Annotated in this window: 15 protein-coding genes, 1 tRNA gene and 1 pseudogene; 12 read left to right on the forward strand and 5 right to left on the reverse strand. The window is 53.7% G+C overall.

Features of this window, described 5'->3' with window-relative positions:
• Window positions 1–16: 16 nt before the first annotated feature.
• On the forward strand, window positions 17–3,211 hold the full coding sequence (locus HOJ08_04915) for a hypothetical protein (GenBank protein MBT5672777.1): 3,195 nt from the start codon (window positions 17–19) through the stop codon (window positions 3,209–3,211).
• Between the two features lie 12 nt (window positions 3,212–3,223).
• Here the strand turns inward: HOJ08_04915 and HOJ08_04920 are convergent, their stop codons facing one another.
• A complete protein-coding gene (locus HOJ08_04920) occupies window positions 3,224–4,477 on the reverse strand; it encodes a tyrosine--tRNA ligase (GenBank protein ID MBT5672778.1) in 1,254 nt (417 codons plus the stop codon).
• Window positions 4,478–4,587: 110 nt separating this feature from the next.
• Here HOJ08_04920 and HOJ08_04925 point away from each other — a divergent pair, with 110 nt between their 5' ends.
• The gene (locus HOJ08_04925) at window positions 4,588–5,718 is read left to right on the forward strand and encodes an anhydro-N-acetylmuramic acid kinase (GenBank protein ID MBT5672779.1); all 1,131 of its coding nucleotides are present in this window, start codon (window positions 4,588–4,590) and stop codon (window positions 5,716–5,718) included.
• 4 nt (window positions 5,719–5,722) lie between these two features.
• Here the strand turns inward: HOJ08_04925 and HOJ08_04930 are convergent, their stop codons facing one another.
• Entirely contained in the window at window positions 5,723–6,442 is a 720-nt protein-coding gene (locus tag HOJ08_04930; protein MBT5672780.1) for an alpha/beta hydrolase, read from the reverse strand.
• Window positions 6,443–6,757: 315 nt separating this feature from the next.
• Between HOJ08_04930 and cysE the strand changes: the two genes are divergently transcribed.
• From cysE to mnmA, 4 genes are read left to right on the forward strand one after another with little or no spacing between them, the layout of a single operon-like run.
• Entirely contained in the window at window positions 6,758–7,507 is a 750-nt protein-coding gene (cysE, locus tag HOJ08_04935) for a serine O-acetyltransferase (protein ID MBT5672781.1), read from the forward strand.
• Window positions 7,508–7,541: 34 nt separating this feature from the next.
• Entirely contained in the window at window positions 7,542–8,690 is a 1,149-nt protein-coding gene (locus tag HOJ08_04940; protein MBT5672782.1) for a cysteine desulfurase, read from the forward strand.
• Window positions 8,691–8,718: 28 nt separating this feature from the next.
• Window positions 8,719–9,051, forward strand: a complete 333-nt coding sequence (locus HOJ08_04945) for a 2Fe-2S iron-sulfur cluster binding domain-containing protein (GenBank protein MBT5672783.1) — start codon at window positions 8,719–8,721, stop codon at window positions 9,049–9,051.
• A 6-nt stretch (window positions 9,052–9,057) separates the two neighbouring features.
• Window positions 9,058–10,239: a tRNA 2-thiouridine(34) synthase MnmA gene (gene mnmA / locus HOJ08_04950; GenBank protein MBT5672784.1), complete on the forward strand. Its 1,182-nt coding sequence runs from the start codon at window positions 9,058–9,060 to the stop codon at window positions 10,237–10,239.
• Window positions 10,240–10,289: 50 nt separating this feature from the next.
• On the opposite strand, the gene HOJ08_04955 is transcribed toward mnmA, so the two are convergent.
• Window positions 10,290–10,366, reverse strand: a tRNA-Met gene (locus HOJ08_04955).
• A gap of 189 nt (window positions 10,367–10,555) precedes the next feature.
• Between HOJ08_04955 and HOJ08_04960 the strand changes: the two are divergent.
• The 4 genes and pseudogenes from HOJ08_04960 (at window position 10,556) to HOJ08_04975 (ending at window position 14,317) form a co-directional block, all read left to right on the forward strand.
• Window positions 10,556–11,150: pseudogene (locus HOJ08_04960) on the forward strand (FABP family protein).
• A gap of 120 nt (window positions 11,151–11,270) precedes the next feature.
• Complete coding sequence (locus tag HOJ08_04965; GenBank protein MBT5672785.1) at window positions 11,271–11,654, forward strand: VOC family protein; 384 nt, start codon at window positions 11,271–11,273, stop codon at window positions 11,652–11,654.
• Between the two features lie 42 nt (window positions 11,655–11,696).
• Window positions 11,697–12,986, forward strand: a complete 1,290-nt coding sequence (locus HOJ08_04970; protein MBT5672786.1) for a hypothetical protein — start codon at window positions 11,697–11,699, stop codon at window positions 12,984–12,986.
• 80 nt (window positions 12,987–13,066) lie between these two features.
• Window positions 13,067–14,317: an MFS transporter gene (locus HOJ08_04975; protein MBT5672787.1), complete on the forward strand. Its 1,251-nt coding sequence runs from the start codon at window positions 13,067–13,069 to the stop codon at window positions 14,315–14,317.
• A gap of 82 nt (window positions 14,318–14,399) precedes the next feature.
• Here the strand turns inward: HOJ08_04975 and HOJ08_04980 are convergent, their stop codons facing one another.
• Window positions 14,400–15,302, reverse strand: a complete 903-nt coding sequence (locus HOJ08_04980; GenBank protein ID MBT5672788.1) for a dienelactone hydrolase family protein — start codon at window positions 15,300–15,302, stop codon at window positions 14,400–14,402.
• Window positions 15,303–15,492: 190 nt separating this feature from the next.
• Between HOJ08_04980 and HOJ08_04985 the strand changes: the two genes are divergently transcribed.
• On the forward strand, window positions 15,493–15,777 hold the full coding sequence (locus tag HOJ08_04985; protein MBT5672789.1) for an antibiotic biosynthesis monooxygenase: 285 nt from the start codon (window positions 15,493–15,495) through the stop codon (window positions 15,775–15,777).
• Between the two features lie 23 nt (window positions 15,778–15,800).
• On the opposite strand, the gene HOJ08_04990 is transcribed toward HOJ08_04985, so the two are convergent.
• On the reverse strand, window positions 15,801–17,039 hold the full coding sequence (locus tag HOJ08_04990) for an MFS transporter (GenBank protein MBT5672790.1): 1,239 nt from the start codon (window positions 17,037–17,039) through the stop codon (window positions 15,801–15,803).
• A gap of 115 nt (window positions 17,040–17,154) precedes the next feature.
• Here HOJ08_04990 and HOJ08_04995 point away from each other — a divergent pair, with 115 nt between their 5' ends.
• Window positions 17,155–17,973 (forward strand): glutathione S-transferase family protein, encoded by an 819-nt coding sequence (locus HOJ08_04995; GenBank protein MBT5672791.1) that lies wholly within the window; start codon window positions 17,155–17,157, stop codon window positions 17,971–17,973.
• Window position 17,974 lies beyond the last annotated feature (1 nt).

Consider the following 17,974-nt stretch of genomic DNA (forward strand, 5'->3'; position numbering starts at 1 on the left):
AAAGGCATGCTGCACGGTGATTAGGCGTACATTTAAAATTTTGTTGGAGACACTGGCGATTATCGTCGCCGGTCTTACGGTGCTTTTGATACTGGGTGCTGTCCGGCTGTCTATGGGGCCGGTTACCCTCAATTTTTTGACCCCCTATATCGAAGCGGGTTTGACCGCCCCCGATGGCAGCCGAAAGGTTTCGTTGAATGAAACCGTTTTGATCTGGACCGGATGGGACCGGACCCTTGATGTGTTGGTGCGCGGGCTCCGGGTGAGCACAAAAGCCGGGGTTGAACAGGCCTATGTTCCAGAACTGGTCATGGGGCTTTCCATGACAGCGCTGATCAATGGCCGCTTTGCACCGGCCCGGTTCGAAATTGTTCAGCCGCGGATTAAAGTGGTGCGCGATCATGATGGCAAATTCAGTTTCGGTGATGCCGGGAAAACCGGGGCAAACAGACCCATTCCTGGCCAAGGGGCTAAGCCCCAATTAAGCAGTGCTGTTTCAGAACGCATCATCCATGCACTGGCTGGCCCCCGGGACCGAAGCCAGCCTTTGGGCTATCTTAAAAGTGTCAGCATATCGGATGCAGAACTGATCTATGAAGACCGCAAACTTGGCATCATGTGGCGTTCACCCGGCAGCAGTTTCGTGCTGTCACGTGATGCTGGTGGCCTTGGCGGCAATGCCCAATTGGTGGTTGATGCCGATGGGGTTCCTGTCCCGGTTGATTTGGCAGGCGGGTACAGTATTGCAACGGGCATGATCGATGTTGGCGCTCGGTTCAAGGGCCTTGATCCTCAGAGTTTGACCCGCATGGGACCGGGCCTTGCGGGCATCACAGGAATCACAGTGCCTTTGAGCGGTGAAGTGACCGGGAAAATTCACGCCAGTGGCCGCGTGGACGAAGTAACCTTTGATGTCAAAAGTGGTGCGGGCAGCATCGGTTTGGCGCAATTGTTTGGTGCCCCGGTTGCCGTGAAATCGCTTGCCTTCAAAGCGGTGGCGACGAACAACATGGATCGCGTGCGGATTGATCGTCTCGATGCTGTGCTTGGATCAGGTTCTGGGCCGAAACTGTCTGTCAGTGGCAATGTGCTTCGCGATACCACAGGCATTCATCTGGGGCTGTCTGTGCTGGCCCGGGACGTCGAGACATCAGATGTGAAGCGCTTTTGGCCTAAAAATGCGGTTGTCGATGGCAGAAATTGGGTGGTTCCAAACCTGATGGGCGGGCGCGCTGGCCGGTTTGAGGGCACGACTGAATTTACCCTGACCCAAAAACCTGATGGCGCGGTTGATACATTCCAGCTTAGAAAGCTGGATACCAAATTTGATTTTTCGGACATGGCTGTTCATTTTTTGCGGCCTTTGCCCCCGCTGACCCATCTTTCAGGCACGGCGCATTTGACCAAACAGGGGCTGGACTTCAAAGTTGCTGGTGGGCGTCTTGGGGTGCTTCAACTGGGTGTGTCCCGGGTCAAGATTAATGGGCTGGATCAGGTCGATCAGGATATTGATGTTAATGCCGTGGCCCATGGCCCCCTGGCAGATGCCCTGAAATTTCTGGATCACCCTGAACTCGATCTGGTCAAGGGGTTCGGCATTGATCCAGCCAAGGTCCAGGGCAAATCGGCAACCCGGTTGGTGATTAAGTTTCCTCTGGAAAAAACCCTGACCTTCAAACGTATCAAGGTTTCTGCTGCCTCTAACCTTACCGGCGTGGCGCTTCCCAATATTATGTTGGGCACGCACCTGACCGATGGCGATCTTCGCTTGCAGCTCGATAAACAGGGCATGGATATTAAGGGGAATATAAAATTAGGGGGCGTTGCGGCCCAATTGGAATGGACCGAAAACTTTTACCCCAATGCCCGCTTCAAAAGCCGCTATGCGGTCAAGGGCCGGATCGATGCTTCTGGCCGGCAGAAATTCGGGTTTCATGCCCCTGATCATATCACTGGCCCTATTGGGTTCGATGCTATTTTGACCCGGTTTGATAAAGGCCGAAGGGGGCTTTCTGCATCGCTTGATCTTAAAGATACGGCCCTTGAGATCAAAGACATCGTGTGGAAAAAGAAAGCCGGGGTTCCAGGGTTCGCGCGTTTCTCTCTGGCCCTTGAAGGCGACCGCATTCGCCGCATTAACAACCTTGCCATCAATGCTGGTGATCTTCGCGTGCGGGGCCGGGTTGATCTTGATGATGATGGAAAATCGATAAAGGGGTTTGAATTTTCAAAATTCAGTTTTGGGGCCAACGACATTCGGGTACGCGGTGATGCCCGCAAAGACGGCGGGCTGGCACTTTCTGTGGCTGGCCCCATTTTGGATGCCAGACCTTTCATAGATGCGCAGGATGAAAAAGGCCCAAAGCGCCCGCTGGATATTGTCTTGGATGTCGGGCTTGTGCGCGTGGGGTCGGGGGCGGCCTTGGCCTCGGTGCGAGGCACCCTGAAACGGGGCACCGGAGAATGGCAGCGGGTCAAAATTCAGGGCAGCGTTGGAAAAGATAAAAAACCCATGCGCCTGAGCATTGTCCCTGATGGTGATTCCAAGGGGCGCACGTTACGCATCGAGTCTGATGATGCGGGCGCAGTGCTTAAAATATTTGATCTTTCAAAGAACGTGGTCAAAGGCAAATTGTTGATCACCGGGCACTATGACGACACCCGGTCTGATCATCTGTTGAAAGGTAAATTTGAGGTCAGAAAATTCCGTATGGTGCACGCCCCTGCCTTGGCCAATCTTTTGGCTGTGGCATCGTTGACAGGAACGCTGGATACCCTGAGCGGTGAGGGCATTGCCTTTTCGATGGCCGATATTCCTTTTACCAAAGCGGGGAATGACCTGCGTCTTGGTCGGTCCCGTGTTTATGGTAATGCATTGGGGTTTACGGCAAAGGGGTGGATTGACCTTGAAAAGAATTCACTGGATGTAACAGGCACCGTGGTGCCTGCCTATACGCTGAATGCGGTGTTTGGCAACATCCCCCTTCTGGGGCCGTTGCTGACAGGCGAAAAAGGGTCAGGCATTTTCGCAGCCACCTATCGGATGAAGGGAAAGATTGAAAATCCCGATGTCACCATTAATCCGTTGGCGACATTGGCCCCGGGTTTTCTGCGGGGGTTGTTCGGCATTTTTGATGCCCCCAGATCAAAACCACCCTCTGAAAGAAAAAAGCCACAAAAGAAAGCCGCGCCAAAGGCGCCCAAGCCGTAATCTTGCCGGGGTTTAAACCGGGCGGATGAGGACGTGGCGTTTGCGTCCGGCCGAAAGCTTGATGGCCCCATCTTCGATGGCGTGATCAAGGTTCAGGGAAACTGTATCTGAAGAAATGGGTTCATTATTTGCCCGCGCCCCGCCGCCTTTGATCAATCGCCTGACATCGGAATTGGAGGTGGCAAGGCCCGCACGTTTGAACAGATCAATCACACCAATGCCTGCGGCCAGTTCTGCCTTGGCGATTTCCACGGTGGGAAGCCCCTGGGCTGCACCGCCTTTTTCAAAGGTTTCCTTGGCAATTTTTGCGGCCTCAATTGCGGCAGCTTTGCCATGGGCAAGGGTTGTTGTGGCATCAGCCAGAATTTTCTTGGCCTCGTTCAGTTCTGCCCCTTCCAGGACTTCGAGCCGGGAAATTTCATCCATAGGCAATTCTGTGAACAGTTTCAGAAAACGCCCAACATCGGCGTCCTGGGTATTGCGCCAGAATTGCCAGTAATCATAAGACGAAAGCCGGTCCTGGCTGAGCCATATCGCACCCTTGGCAGTTTTGCCCATCTTTTCGCCACTGGCGGTGGTGATCAGGGGGGATGTCAGGCCATAGACGGTGCGTTCATCGACACGGCGCGTCAGTTCTACGCCGTTGACGATGTTGCCCCATTGGTCTGATCCGCCCATTTGCAAAACACAGTCCTGATTGCGGGCGAGTTCCATAAAGTCATAGGCCTGCAAGATCATGTAATTGAATTCCAGAAAGCTGAGCGTCTGTTCCCGTTCCAGGCGCAGCTTTACGGATTCGAATCCAAGCATCCGGTTGACCGAAAAATGCCGTCCAAAATCACGCAGGAAATCGATGTAATTGAGTTGATCAAGCCAGTCCGCATTATTCACCATAATGGCGTCTGTTTTGTCGTCCCCAAAACTCAGGAACCGATCAAAGATGGTCTGGATAGAGGCCATGTTGCCCGCAATATCCTGGGTACTCAGCAGTTGGCGGCTTTCATCCTTTCCCGACGGGTCCCCAACCTTTGTGGTGCCCCCACCCATCAAGACAATGGGCCGGTGCCCGGATTTTTGCAGATGGCGCAACAGCATAATAGGAACCAGTGAACCCACATGAAGCGAATTGGCCGTGCAGTCAAACCCGATATAGGCGCTGATGGGGCCCTTGGCCATGCAGGCATCCAGCGCATCCATGTCGGTGCACTGGTGCAAGAAGCCCCGTTCGGTAATTGTGTTGAGAAATTCTGATCTGTGTGATGCCATGGTATGAAAGGTTCTGAATATTGGGGCGAGGAATGTGTGGGAGATCATGTAGCATGATCAGGCGCTGCGCACAATTGATGCCAGACAAAAGAGACAATGATACGGATGACATGAACAAGATAACTGAAATCAAACAAGGTCACCCCGTCTGGGCGCTGGGTCTGATGAGTGGCACGTCAATGGATGGGATTGATGGTGCGCTGGTGTTGACCGATGGTGAAACGATCTTTGAAACCGGCCCGGCTTTAAACATTGCCTATGATGCAGAATTTCGCGCCCGTCTTGCGTTGGCTGTTTCAGGCAAAGCCGATGATGGGGAAATATTGGCGCTAACCGATGCCTTAACGGCGCGCCACGGAGACGTTGTGCGCGATCTTTTGGCAGATTGGCCGGGAAATGTTGCCGTCATCGGGTTTCATGGCCACACGCTCTATCACAGACCTAAGCAGGGGGGAACCCCGGGTGAGACGTGCCAAATTGGCGATGGCGCGCAGTTGGCCCGGTTGTCAAACCTGCCGGTGGTCAATGATTTCAGAACCCAAGATATGTTGGCCGGGGGGGAAGGTGCGCCCTTTGCACCCCTTTACCATCTGGCCCGCCTGAAAACCTATTCCGGAACACGGCCTGTGGTGATCTTGAATTTGGGCGGGGTTGCCAATGTCACCTGGGTGGGAAATGACCCGGAAAACAATGACGATCAATTGCTGGCCTTCGATACCGGGCCTGCTTGCGCCTTCATTGATGATTGGGTCCTTGCCCATGAAGGCCGACCGTTTGACCAAGACGGCGCACTTGCGGCATCCGGCACGGTTTCAAAGACTGCTTTGGCAGCACTTTTGGATGATCCGTGGTTTTCAGAAAAGCCGCCTAAATCGCTGGATCGGTTCGGATTTGATCTTGCCCCGGTGGCAGGTTTATCGGCTTCTGATGGGGCGGCGACCCTGACAGCGTTTACAGCGGGGGCGCTTGCCCGGGCATTGGAACATTTTCCAGAACGCCCCACGGGCTGGTTTGCGACCGGTGGTGGGCGGCATAATCCGGTGCTGATGGCAGCCATTGGGGATTGCGTTGGCTGCCCCATTGGGCGGGTAGAGGATCTTGGCTGGCGCGGCGATACCCTGGAGGCCGAAGCCTTTGGCTTTCTTGCGGTGCGCAGCCTTCGCGGGTTACCCTTAAGCCATCCCCGGACCACCGGCGCAGAACGCGCGGTAACCGGTGGACGGCTTCATTATCCTGATTAAGGTCTTATTTGGTTTTGCCAGCGATGCCTGCTTTGGCGGCTTTTCCGGCTTTGCCAGGCTTATCAGACTCGGTTACTTTTTTAGGCTTCAGCGCGGCCACCATGTACTTATCGACAATGGTGTTCAGCTCTCCCAGTTTGTTCTGGAAGAAATGATTGGCACCGGGGACGACCTGTTGATCAACGGTGATAAAGCGCTGGCTGGATAGTTTCTTGGTCAGGGTGCTGACATCGCTTAACGGTACAAAATCATCAGAATCGCCATGGACAATCAACCCGGAAGCCGGACACGGTGCCAGGAATGAAAAATCATACCGGTTGGCCGGTGGGGCGACGGAAACAAAGCCTTCGATTTCCGGGCGGCGCATCAAAAGCTGCATGCCAATCCAGGCACCAAAAGAAAATCCGACAATCCAGCACCGTGGGGCATCTGGATTTTGGGCCTGAATCCAGTCAAGGGCAGCGGCTGCATCGGCCAGTTCGCCCTGTCCGTTGTCAAATTCACCCTGGGACCGGCCAATTCCCCTGAAATTGAACCGCAACGCAGAAAACCCCCGATTGGTGAACAGGTTGAACAGGTTATAGACAACCTTGTTGTTCATGGTGCCGCCACCCTGAGGATGGGGGTGCAAGAGCAGCACAATGGGGGGATTTTCTTCTTTGTTGTTGTGTTGGTAGCGGCCTTCGAGGCGGCCTTCGGGGCCATTAAAAATAATTTCTGACATTAACTCACCTTAAAAAGTCGCGTGGATTGGCGACAGAATTGAATTTGATCGAGACATTGTACCCCCTCTGTCAAGTCGGACTTTCAATTGGGCAAAAGGGCCTGAAAAGGGGAATAAAATATGGGGCTATGCGCTTTTTACAGGCAATGCTTTATGTTTTTGCTAATACCTGATAATAAATGTGGATTAATTTAACGACTGCTGACAAGCACCTGTATTGGCAGGGTTTTTCCTGCAGGCCCAGGGCGGTTTTCCCCCGATTTGGTGAGCCCGGGCCCAACGTGCGGGTTGATCGATCACAAGAGTGCAAAACGGATGTTATTTAAAAACCTGATTGAAGCGATAGATCAGACCATGGCCCGTGATCCGGCGGCGCGATCGCGGTTGGACGTGGTATTTTCGTACCCCGGTTTCCATGCCCTGATTTTCTATCGCATGTCGCACAAGCTGTGGGGCTGGCATTTGTATTTTCTTGGCCGACTGCTGTCACAGGTTGGCCGTTGGATTACCGGCATTGAAATCCATCCCGGTGCCGTTGTTGGGCAGCGGTTGTTTATCGATCATGGCATGGGTGTGGTGATCGGTGAAACGGCCATCATTGGCAATGATGTGACCCTGTATCAAGGCGTTACCCTGGGCGGCACGTCTCTGGCAGGTGGCAAACGCCACCCAACCATTGAAGACAAGGTCGTTGTGGGCGCAGGCGCACAGGTGCTTGGCCCCTTGACGGTTGGTGAAAATGCCAGAATTGGTGCCAATGCGGTGGTGTTGCGCGATGTTCCCAGTGGCGTGACCATGGTGGGAATTCCGGCCCGCATGGTGCAGCCAAGAGCAAAAAATCAGGAAGAGAAAGCGGATCGTGGGTTTTGTGCCTATGGCACCCCAAGTGCTGATTTGCCGGACCCAGTTGCGCGGGCCATTGATGGCTTGTGCGATCAGGTGACCAGCCTTCAGGCTCAGCTGAAAGACATGGAATCGCGTTTGGTGGAGGCTGAAAAAGCGGCGTCCCCGGAACCCCGGTCCCAAGATGCGGGTGGTCTTGGTACCCGTGTGCCTAAAAATTGATTCCCTCAATGCGCATTCATGACGGTTCGGATTGATGCCCCATTATCTTGATTATAATGCAACTGCCCCGGTGCGTTCCAGTGTGCGTGAAGCCGTCGATTGGGCATTGGGATTGCCGGGCAATCCGTCATCGGTTCATGGCGCAGGCCGGGCTGCGCGGGCAGCCGTAGAGGATGCCCGTATACAGGTGGCTGCCCTTTGTGGGGTGGCACCGGCATCGGTGGTGTTTACCGCAACCGGGTCGGAGGCCAATAATTTGGCCCTGTATGGATCAAAGCCCCGGCGCATTATTGTTTCTGCGGTGGAGCATCCCTCAGTTTTGCGCCCCGCAGCGGAGCGCCCCAACGGGTTTGCCATGATCGGGGTAGATGGGGATGGCGTTGCCGATATGGCAGAGCTTGAACAAGTGCTGGATCAAGATTCAAACGAAAGCCCGGATGCTGGCCCGGTTCTGGTTTCGGTGATGATGGCCAATAATGAAACAGGGGTTATTCAGCCCGTTCGTGATGTCGTGCGCATTGCCCGGGCCCATGGTGCATTGATCCATTGCGATGCGGTTCAGGCAGCGGGGCGCGTTGTTCTGGATTTTGCCGGGTTTGATTTTGATTTCATGAGCCTGTCTGCCCATAAAATTGGTGGGCCAAAGGGCATTGGGGCCTTAATCGTAAAGCCGGGACGGGTGATTGCGCCCTTGATTTCCGGCGGCGGTCAGGAACGGGGTTTTCGCGCAGGCACAGAAAATGTTCCGGGCATCGTCGGTTTCGGGGTGGCAGCAACCCATGCGGCAGAAGAAGCCGCAGGGGTTACTGAACCAGAACGATTGGCAAAAATTCGTGACCGCATAGAAACAGCGGTCAAGGAACAGGCCAATGATGCGGTGATCATTGGTGCATCGGCACCCAGATTATTCAACACATCGTGCATTGCGGTGCCGGGTAGAAAAGCAGAAACCCAAGTGATCGCACTGGACCTTGCCGGAGTTCAGGTCAGTGCCGGTTCGGCCTGTTCATCGGGTAAGGTTGAGGCATCCCATGTTTTGTCAGCTATGGGCTTGGCGCCAGACATCGCAACGTCGGCCATTCGCGTCTCTCTGGGCTTTGGCACCACCACGGCCGATGGGGATGCCTTTATTGATGCTTGGCGCAGCCTGGGAGATCGGGCTATAGAAGACGCCGCAAGATAGTTTTAGTTTTTATTCTTAAGGAAAAACCATGCCTTCCATGACCTTTATTAATAAAGATGGATCAAAATCCGAAGTGGATGCGCCCAATGGCCTTTCGGTTCTGGAGATTGCCCGCACCAACGACATCGACATCGAAGGCGCCTGCGAAGGATCGCTGGCGTGTTCAACCTGTCATGTGGTGGTTGCCCCCGAAGACATTGGTCGTTTGGCAGAGGCATCGGAAGACGAAGAAGACATGCTGGACCTGGCCTTTGGCCTGACGGCAACCTCGCGTCTTGGCTGCCAGATTATCATGAGCGATGATCTAAACGGCCTGACCGTGACCTTGCCAAAAGAAACCTATAACGCACAAAGCGATTGACCGCCCATGGCGACAGCCACAGAAAACCTTGAAGTCCACGCGCCCCTGATCCCGGGTAAGGCACCTGCGGACACAAAGGTGGTGGTGGCCATGTCGGGTGGTGTTGATTCGTCGGCAACGGCTGCCTTGCTGGTGGAACAGGGCTATGAGGTGATTGGCATAACCCTACAGCTTTATGATCATGGCGAAGCCATTGCGCGCAAAGGGGCGTGCTGTGCCGGTCAAGACATTCACGATGCCCGCACCGTGGCTGCACGCATCGACATTCCCCATTATGTTCTGGATTATGAAAGCCGGTTTCGCGAAGAAGTGATGGATGAATTTGCCGATGCCTATTTGCGCGGTGAAACCCCGATCCCCTGTGTGCGCTGTAACCAGACGGTCAAATTCCGCGATCTGGTGAAAACAGCCAAGGAACTGGGCGCCGATGCGCTGGCCACGGGCCATTATGTGCAACGCCGCCTTGGCCCATCGGGCCCGGAACTGCACGCAGCAACAGACGCCATAAAAGACCAGAGCTATTTCCTGTTTGCCACCACCCGCGAACAGCTTTCCTTCCTGCGGTTTCCCTTGGGCGCCATGTCGGGGAAATCTGAAACCCGGGCCTTGGCCGAACGGTTTGCCCTGCCAGTGGCGGCCAAGCCCGACAGCCAGGATATTTGTTTCGTGCCCAATGGGTCGTATGCCAGCGTCATTGAAAAATTGCGCCCCGGTGCCGTTCGTCCGGGAAAAATTGTCCATATTGATGGCACCGTTTTGGGGGATCACGAAGGCATCATCCATTACACCATTGGCCAGCGCCGGGGCATTGGCGTTGGGGGCCGTGCGGACAGTGCGGAAGAACCCCTGTATGTGATCCGCCTTGATGCAGACGAGGCTTTGGTGATCGTTGGTCCGAAAACGGCCCTTGGCCGCCCCGGGATCAGCCTGTCAGAGGTGAATTGGCTGGGCGATGAAGACGCATCTGATTCAACGCCCGATACCGATGGCATTCCTGTGATGGTGAAAATTAGATCCGCGCGCCCCGCAGTGGGGGCCAAATTGTGGCGGCTGCCCGGTGCGCGCGCAGAAGTGCGTTTTGATATCCCCGAACAGGGCGTCGCCCCGGGCCAAGCGTGTGTCATTTATGATGGCAGCAGGGTTTTGGGCGGGGGCTGGATCACCAGCTCTCCCCTCATGGGCGGATAATAAAATATACCAAGAAGTTTTGGTGCTTATTAATTACGTACCAAGAAAGTTGGTACCGGGAGAGGGACTTGAACCCCCGACACCAGGATTATGATTCCCGTGCTCTAACCAGCTGAGCTACCCCGGCCCAATGGGCATTGGATACAATCCTAAGATCACCGGGTCAAGAGTTTCAAACACCCCCACCCATATGATTGCGATAGCGCGCCCATAAAGCCTCAAAAAAGGGCTGTTTTATAAGATTTTTACCTTTGTGACGCGTTGCGGGGCGGGTACCCTCGAACCTTGGCGGGGCTTATTAAGAAACGAGGATAAAATGAGCAAAATTGATGGGGTGGAATTTGGGCCGTTGGCATTGATGATCGGGGTTTGGAAGGGTGCTGAAGGCGTGGATGTGGCACCGGAACCTGATGGGTCTGAAACCAACCCGTTTTTTGAAACCATTACCAATTCTGTTGTGGGTGGGGTCACCAATGCAGGGGAACAGAACCTTGCGGCCATCCATTATCACAAGATCGTCCAGCGCAAATCAAATGGCGATATTTTCCACAATGAAACCGGTTATTGGATGTGGGATCAGGCGACGAACATCATCATGCATTCCCTGTCTATCCCGCGCGCGGTGTGTGTGTTGGCGGGGGGCACCTATAATGGGGAAACCGATGGGGAAGGCCGCGCCGTGATTAAGGTGTCAGCCAAGATCGATGATGAAAAGTGGAAGATTATTCAATCCCCCTTCATGGCAGACAAGGCATCGACCGTTGCCTTCAGCGAAGAACTAACCGTTGGCAATGGCACAATGACCTATTGCGACACAACCATGGTGGATGACCTATTGCGACACAACCATGGTGGATATTTACGGCCAAGTGTTTGAGCACACAGACGAAAATACGCTGGTAATCAGCTAAATCCGGGCCTGCCCGGCATATAAAGCGTTCCATTTGGTCGGATACGCCTCTAGTATTCTTGAAAACAAAAGGTGCCGGTCAGGTTTTAGAATCAGGCGCTAATTATAGGGGAGAATCAGCATGGCCAAGATACGCCACCTTGCCATTGTCACCACAGATCCAGACAAGCTTGCCAAGTTTTATGTCGATGTCTTTGGACTGGAAATTCAACAACGCGCCGACAGCGGCAACATCTTTATGACCGATGGCTATCTGAACATTGCCTTGTTGACCAATAAGGCCGAGGGAAAGCCCAGTGGGCTAAACCATTTTGGCTTTCACATCGACGATATGGCAGACATCACGGCGAAGCTGGAAACCGCAGGGGTGCCAGCACCTGCCAAACGGCCAGCTGATCGCCATTATGCCGAAATGCGGGCCTTTGATCCCGATGGCAATAATTTTGATCTTTCGGTCAATGGGTTTGAACGGGTTCGCAAAGACCGGGAACCGGTTGCGGATTAATAAAGAAAGAAATCTAAAAACATTTTTTATTGGGAGAGCATCATGAAAAAAATATCAAATATCATCACTGCGGCAGCTTTGGGGGCGGCGCTCGCCGTCGCGGCTCCGTTGGCACCCGCAGGGGCCGCCGATTTTTTTAAGGGAAAAACCATCAAGATATTAGTCGGGTACAGCCCCGGCGGTGGGTATGATCTTTACGCCCGCACCCTTGGGCGGAATATGGGCAAGTTTGTGCCCGGAAACCCCACGGTCATCGTGAAAAACATGACCGGTGCAGGCAGCCTCAGGGCCGCTAATTACATTTATCACAAGGCCCCCAAAGACGGCACGGTGTTTGGCACCTTTTCCCGTGGCTTGCCACTGTTGGCCCTGACCGGAAAAGGCAAGAATGTTCGCTTTGATCCGGTGAAATTCACCTGGATCGGTTCCACTTCCAGTTACGCCAATGATGCCTATCTGTTAACGGTGCATAAGAAAGCCGGCATTACATCGGTGCGCCAGCTCATGGGTAAAAATCCCAAACAGGTAACCTTTGGGTCTACCAATCATGGCTCCACCGGGTTTGATATTCCGCTGGTTTTGAAAGATGCGTTGGGCATCAACATCAAACTGGTCCATGGCTATCCCGGCGGCAGTGCCATTAATCTGGCCATTACCCGTGGTGAAATGGATGGCCGCACCCAGGGCTTGTCATCGCTTCGTACCATGGGCAATTGGCGCGCAGAACGGGTTCCTCTGGTGCAGTTTGCCCGGGGTCTGAACCGTCACTCGGACCTGAAGGATGTGCCCACAGCAAAGGAACTGGCCACCCGCCAGGAAGATCGTGATCTGATTGCCATGCTGGAAACGGCGTTCTATATGGCGCGTCCCTATGCGGCACCTCCGGGCCTGCCTGCTGCACGGACCAAAATTTTGCGCAAAGCCTTCATGGAAACCCAGCGCAACCCTGGCTATATGGGGGATGCCAAAAAACTTCGCATCGATGTTAGCCCCAAGAGCGGGTCAGAGGTCGACCAGATCGTTGCCCAGATGATGGCCATGCCGAAACCGCTGATCGCGCGTTACAAAATGATCGTCGAAAACCCAAAATCAACCCGGCGCACCGTGAATTGGCAGACCATCACCGGCAAGATTTCCAAGGTGAAGCGAAAGGGCAAGCTGGAGTTCAAGGTTGCCGGTAAAAAATACAAGACCCGCATGCGCAAGCGCTACACCAAGGTCAAAATCAATGGCAAGAAGGCCAAGCGTAAAAAGGTCAAAAAAGGCATGACGTGTAAAATCTGGTGGGAAGGCAATAAGTCAACCGCCGGAAAGCTTGAATGCACAAAGTAAAATAGCATTTATAAAACTGTATTGGCGGGCCCCGAAATGGGGCCCGCTTTTTACCTATCCTTATTTAAGGGCCAGAGTGCATGAAAATACCCGGTGGTTTTGATTCCATTCGCCAATGTCTGCATATCCGTGATTACCGGTTATATGTGATTGGCAATGTTGCCCATGGTTTGGGGGTGTGGATTTTACGCATGTCCATGGGGTGGCTGGCCTGGGAGATGACCAAATCCACTGCCTGGCTGGGTGGGATCGTTATGGCTGAAATGGTGCCCTCTTTGGTGTTGGGATTGTTTGCAGGAACCCTTGTTGATCGCGTCAATTATTTCAGGCTGATGCGTATTACTCAGGGCCTGGCCATGGTGTTTGCCGCCACGTTGGCGGTGCTGACCCTAATGGGGCTTATGAACATCTGGCTGTTGTTTGGCCTGACCATGTTTAGGGGGTGTTTGATGGCATTCAATCGGCCGTCTAGGGGGGCTTTGATTCACCATCTGGTGGGCCGCGATTTGTTGGCACCCGCCCTTGCTATTGGGTCCATCACCCATAACGGCACGCGCTTTATTGGCCCTGCCATTGGCGGGCTGATCATTGTTGGTGCGGGAACCGGGTGGGGGTTTGCGACCACGGCCGGGATGTTGTTGTTTTATTCGATCATTCTGGGGGTGATGCACGCAGATACGACGCCCCGAAAACGCCAAACCCGTTCTGTAATTTCTGAAACCCGTGAAGGCCTTGCTTATCTAAAATCCCATAGGGGCATTCGGATGCAGCTGGTGCTGTTGATCATTATGGGGATCATTGCCAAACCGGTGACCGATTTATTGCCGGGCTTTGCAGGCCAGGTGTTTGAACGCGGAGCCGATGGATTGGCCATGTTGTTAAGTGCGCACGGGATCGGGGCAACGTGCGGTGCGGTCTGGCTTGCGTCGCGGCCATCGGGGATTGAAGGCTTGACCCGGATCAGCCTGTTGAGTGTTTTGTTCTTGGCCCTGTTATTGATGGCATTCGCAGCAACAGATGTTTTCTATCTGGGTGTTTTCTTCATCGCCTTGCTGGGCTTTGGATTTATTACCCTGAACGTTTCCAGCCAAACCCTTATCCAATCGGCGGTAGAACCCAATTTTCGGGGCAGGGTGATCAGCGTCCATGGCATGGTGATGCTGGGCGTGCCCGCATTTGGTGCGTTGTCGCTGGGTTTGGTTGCAGATTATATTGGACTGCGCCTGCCAGTTTTGATCGGGGGAGCCATCTGCATCTTTGTCTGGTTGGCAGTTTGGTCGCAACGAAAAACACTTGAATCCAGCCTGGAAACACCCCCCGTCAGTCAATAATTCTATTTGGCTTAAAGACAAAAGAAAGCGGCGACACATGATGTGCCGCCGCTAAGGTTTGAATTATAAAATTCACACCAAATTATGACAGGTGTTTTTTGAAGAATGCCATGGTGCGTTTCCATGCCAGTTTTGCGGCGGCTTCGTTGTAACGCTTGGTCGAATTATTGTGGAACCCATGGCGGGTTCCGGCGTAGCTGTGCATTTCAAACGAAGCATTGTTTGCCTTGAGTGCTTTTTCATAGCCCTTACGTGATCTGTTCACACGCCGATCATTCTCGGCATAATGGATCAGCAGGGGTGCCTTTATTTTTGCGACATCGGCCGCTTTTTTGGGCGCACTTCCATAAAAAGGTGCGGCGGCATTCAGGTCGCTGCCCATGTTGACCGCCAGATAATTGGCCACACTGCCACCAAAGCAAAAGCCGGTCGTGCCCAGTTTGCCATTGGACAAGGCGTGGGATTTTATAAATTTGGCACCGTTCAGCATGTCAACCTTGATCTTGTCGCAGCTGAGGCTTTTCTGCAAAACTTTGCCATCATCATCATTCCCGGGATAGCCCCCTGCGGGGTATAGCCCATCAGGGGCAAATGCCAGAAAACCCTCCGTGGCCGCACGCCGTGCGACATCTTCGATATGCGGGTTGAGGCCCCGGTTTTCATGGACAACCAAAACCGATGGGAATGGGCCTTTGCCAACAGGATGGACAAGATAGCCACGCATCTTTCCGGAATTTCCGCCGGGCGAATCGTAGGTTACATAGCGTGCCTTGATGCGTTTGTCGGTAAAGGAAATCATTTGTGCTTCGGCATAACGTGGCAGCAATGCCTCCGCCATGACAAGTGCAGACCCGCCACCAATAATGGTGATGGCAGCGGCGCGTTTCAGAAACTCGCGACGTTCCATCAGGGAATGACAATATTCGTCGTAAAGATCATAAATTTGGGGGTCAATGTCGTCGGGTTTTAAATCATCTTTTTTCATCGATGTCTCCCCTGCCTGTTATACGTTTTTTGTTACCTAAAGTGATTCACGTCTAACGCATATTTTTTAAAATCGTATGCGAAAACTAGGTTCATGCATAGCGCAATATTGATGTTGCTCTTGATGTAATGACTGCTATTCTCAGCGACCTTAGAATCACTATAAATCCCCACATCAGGAGACAGCCCGCATGGTCACAATTGGCATGAATTATCACACATTGCCCGGAAAACAGGCCGAATTCATCGAAAAATTCTGTGCCGTTATGACCGCCCTTGATGGCGCTGCGGGACATGAGGAATCAAATTTGTTCCAGGATGTGAACGATGATGCGTCTTTCTTGATCGTCAGCAACTGGTCCGAGCACGAAGCTTTTCAGACCTTTATTCAGTCCGATGCTTTTGGCGAAGTTACCAGTTTTGGCAAAGAAAACCTGCTTTCTGAACGTCCCCAGCATCGGGTGTATAAAAGCTAGCATGGGTTTTTAATTGGGGTTTTTCAGGCCTCGGGTGTGCTACGGATGAAGTAGGCGATGTAGATGGCGACCACCATCAGCGCGCCGCCAATGACCATGAAGCTGGCCTCAAGCCCCACCAGTTCCACCACGGCGCCCATGACCACGGGTATCACGAAGGAAACCAGCCGGTTGGCTGTGGCGCGGATGCCCACGGCCTTTCCTTGGGCCTTACCGGCGGATCGTGACAACACGGAAATCATTAAAGGTTGCGCCAATGCCATGGCCCCGCCTCTGAACCCTGAGGCGGCGGCCAGCAGCCAGAAGATGCCCCCCAGCAATGGTGTCACGGTGATGGCGAGCACCCCGCCGATCACGACCCCCAACAGAAGCCAGTTTGGCGGCAGGCGTTTTGCCAGCGGTGCCACGGATAAGGCACCGGCAAAACCCACCAACGAGCCGATGGACAGCAAGGTGCCGATCAAGGTGCCGGTCAGGCCAATGCCTTCCAGATAGACCACATAGAATGAGGTGTGCATGCCCTGTCCCGCCATGCGCAGCGTCGACGCCATGACAACCAGCAAGATGGTCGGGATGGCCAGCATGCGGATGGCATCGATATAATCAGATAGCCTGGGCATGACATCGGAAACGCGCAAGCGAACCTGCGGCGCATGCGCGCCTTCTGGTGGTTTGGGGAGTGTCAGGGCGGAAACCAGAATGCCCAGCCCCCAGAAACCAAGGACGGAAAAGCCGCCCCAGGGGCCGAACATGTCCCAGCTCATCCCTGCGACAATAGGGGCCACCAAATGACCAATGCGAACTGTGAAGCTGAGCCGTCCGGCATAGGTGGGATTGCCCTTCATCAATTGGCCAACCTGCGCCTGTGCGCCCATCCAGGCAAAGCTGGATGAAAGCCCATCAATCATCTGCAAGAAAATCACGGCGCCCAGCCATGGCATTAACGGGAACATCCACGGCGTCAAAGCCCCCAAAACGGCAAACCACAGCAAAACACGCCGCGTTCCCATGCGGTCCATCAAGGCCCCGCCATGAATGGAGAACACAGTGGTGAGAATATGCCGCGCACCCAAAACCAGCCCGATCATCATGGGGGATGCGCCCAGGTGCAGCGCCCATAGCGGCAGCACAACTGTGATGACATTGTTGATGGTATTGCCAAACGTGCCGGTGGCATAAACGGCCAATTGGGTAGACAGCGGGATTTGAATTTTTTCGTCGTCGAGTTTTCCCCCGACAGTTTCTTCTGTGCTGCTATTCACCCCTGTTTTCCCCCGGTATTCTTTTTTTATAGTCTCTGATCATCACAGAGCCGCCCCCGACTGTCGAGGGAGGATATCGTTTGTGAAAATGTTATGAGAGGGGGTACTTGGGCCTTTGCCCAGAGCACAGAATACGGATATTCTGGCGCTGGTTATAACGATTATTAACAGGGATGAAATGATGTTGGAACTTTATCATGCGGGCCTGACGGCGTGTTCAAAAAAAACGCGGCTTTGCCTGCGTGAAAAGGGTATCCCCTATGTCAGCCATTTCGTCAATCTGAAGAAATTTGAACAGCACAAGCCGGAATATTTGAAACTCAATCCCAACGGCCTGGTGCCAACCCTGGTTCATGACGGGGTAGCCATCATCGAATCCACGGTGATCAACGAATATATCGATGAAGTATTTCCAGATGTTCCCCTGCGCCCTGAAGATGCGGCAGGCCGGGCACGGATGCGGGTCTGGGGCAAACTGGCAGATGAAGCATTGGGCCCCAATATGATGGTGACGTTTTCCGGGGCGGGCGGGATTGGCAATGCGGCCAGGGATTTAGATGATGCGGCATTAGATAAAATTCTGGCGGGATACCCTTTGCGTGATCGTCGCGAAGTGGTGCGAAAGGTGGTTCGTGGCGGGGGCTTCTCAGAAGCAGAATTTGCCGCCAGCAAGGAAAAAGCAGGGTTCATTCTGGACCGCGCCGAACACTGTCTGGGTGAGGCAAAATACCTTGCGGGTGACACTTTTTCCTTGGCCGATATTAATATGTTGCCATTTATTGATCGCTACCAAGAACGCGTGGTGCCGGAATTGGTGAGCCCGGATCGGCTGCCCAAGCTTTGTGCATGGCTAGAAGAAATGATGGCCCGGCCCAAAGTTATTGAGACCTATGCGCCATCTGAAGAAACCCGGCCCAAAGATGGGGCAGCCTAAT

The organism is Rhodospirillales bacterium (assembly GCA_018666775.1).
GTDB lineage: Bacteria > Pseudomonadota > Alphaproteobacteria > SMXQ01 > SMXQ01 > JABIXC01.

Excerpts from the sequence above, each read along its gene's own strand:
- HOJ08_04920 (MBT5672778.1), bottom strand. The coding sequence starts at position 4,477 with ATGGCATCACACAGATCAGAATTTCTCAACACAATTACCGAACGGGGC.
- HOJ08_04925 (MBT5672779.1), top strand. The coding sequence starts at position 4,588 with ATGAACAAGATAACTGAAATCAAACAAGGTCACCCCGTCTGGGCGCTG.
- HOJ08_04930 (MBT5672780.1), bottom strand. The coding sequence starts at position 6,442 with ATGTCAGAAATTATTTTTAATGGCCCCGAAGGCCGCCTCGAAGGCCGC.
- cysE (MBT5672781.1), top strand. The coding sequence starts at position 6,758 with ATGTTATTTAAAAACCTGATTGAAGCGATAGATCAGACCATGGCCCGT.
- HOJ08_04940 (MBT5672782.1), top strand. The coding sequence starts at position 7,542 with ATGCCCCATTATCTTGATTATAATGCAACTGCCCCGGTGCGTTCCAGT.
- HOJ08_04945 (MBT5672783.1), top strand. The coding sequence starts at position 8,719 with ATGCCTTCCATGACCTTTATTAATAAAGATGGATCAAAATCCGAAGTG.
- mnmA (MBT5672784.1), top strand. The coding sequence starts at position 9,058 with ATGGCGACAGCCACAGAAAACCTTGAAGTCCACGCGCCCCTGATCCCG.
- HOJ08_04965 (MBT5672785.1), top strand. The coding sequence starts at position 11,271 with ATGGCCAAGATACGCCACCTTGCCATTGTCACCACAGATCCAGACAAG.
- HOJ08_04970 (MBT5672786.1), top strand. The coding sequence starts at position 11,697 with ATGAAAAAAATATCAAATATCATCACTGCGGCAGCTTTGGGGGCGGCG.
- HOJ08_04975 (MBT5672787.1), top strand. The coding sequence starts at position 13,067 with ATGAAAATACCCGGTGGTTTTGATTCCATTCGCCAATGTCTGCATATC.
- HOJ08_04980 (MBT5672788.1), bottom strand. The coding sequence starts at position 15,302 with ATGAAAAAAGATGATTTAAAACCCGACGACATTGACCCCCAAATTTAT.
- HOJ08_04985 (MBT5672789.1), top strand. The coding sequence starts at position 15,493 with ATGGTCACAATTGGCATGAATTATCACACATTGCCCGGAAAACAGGCC.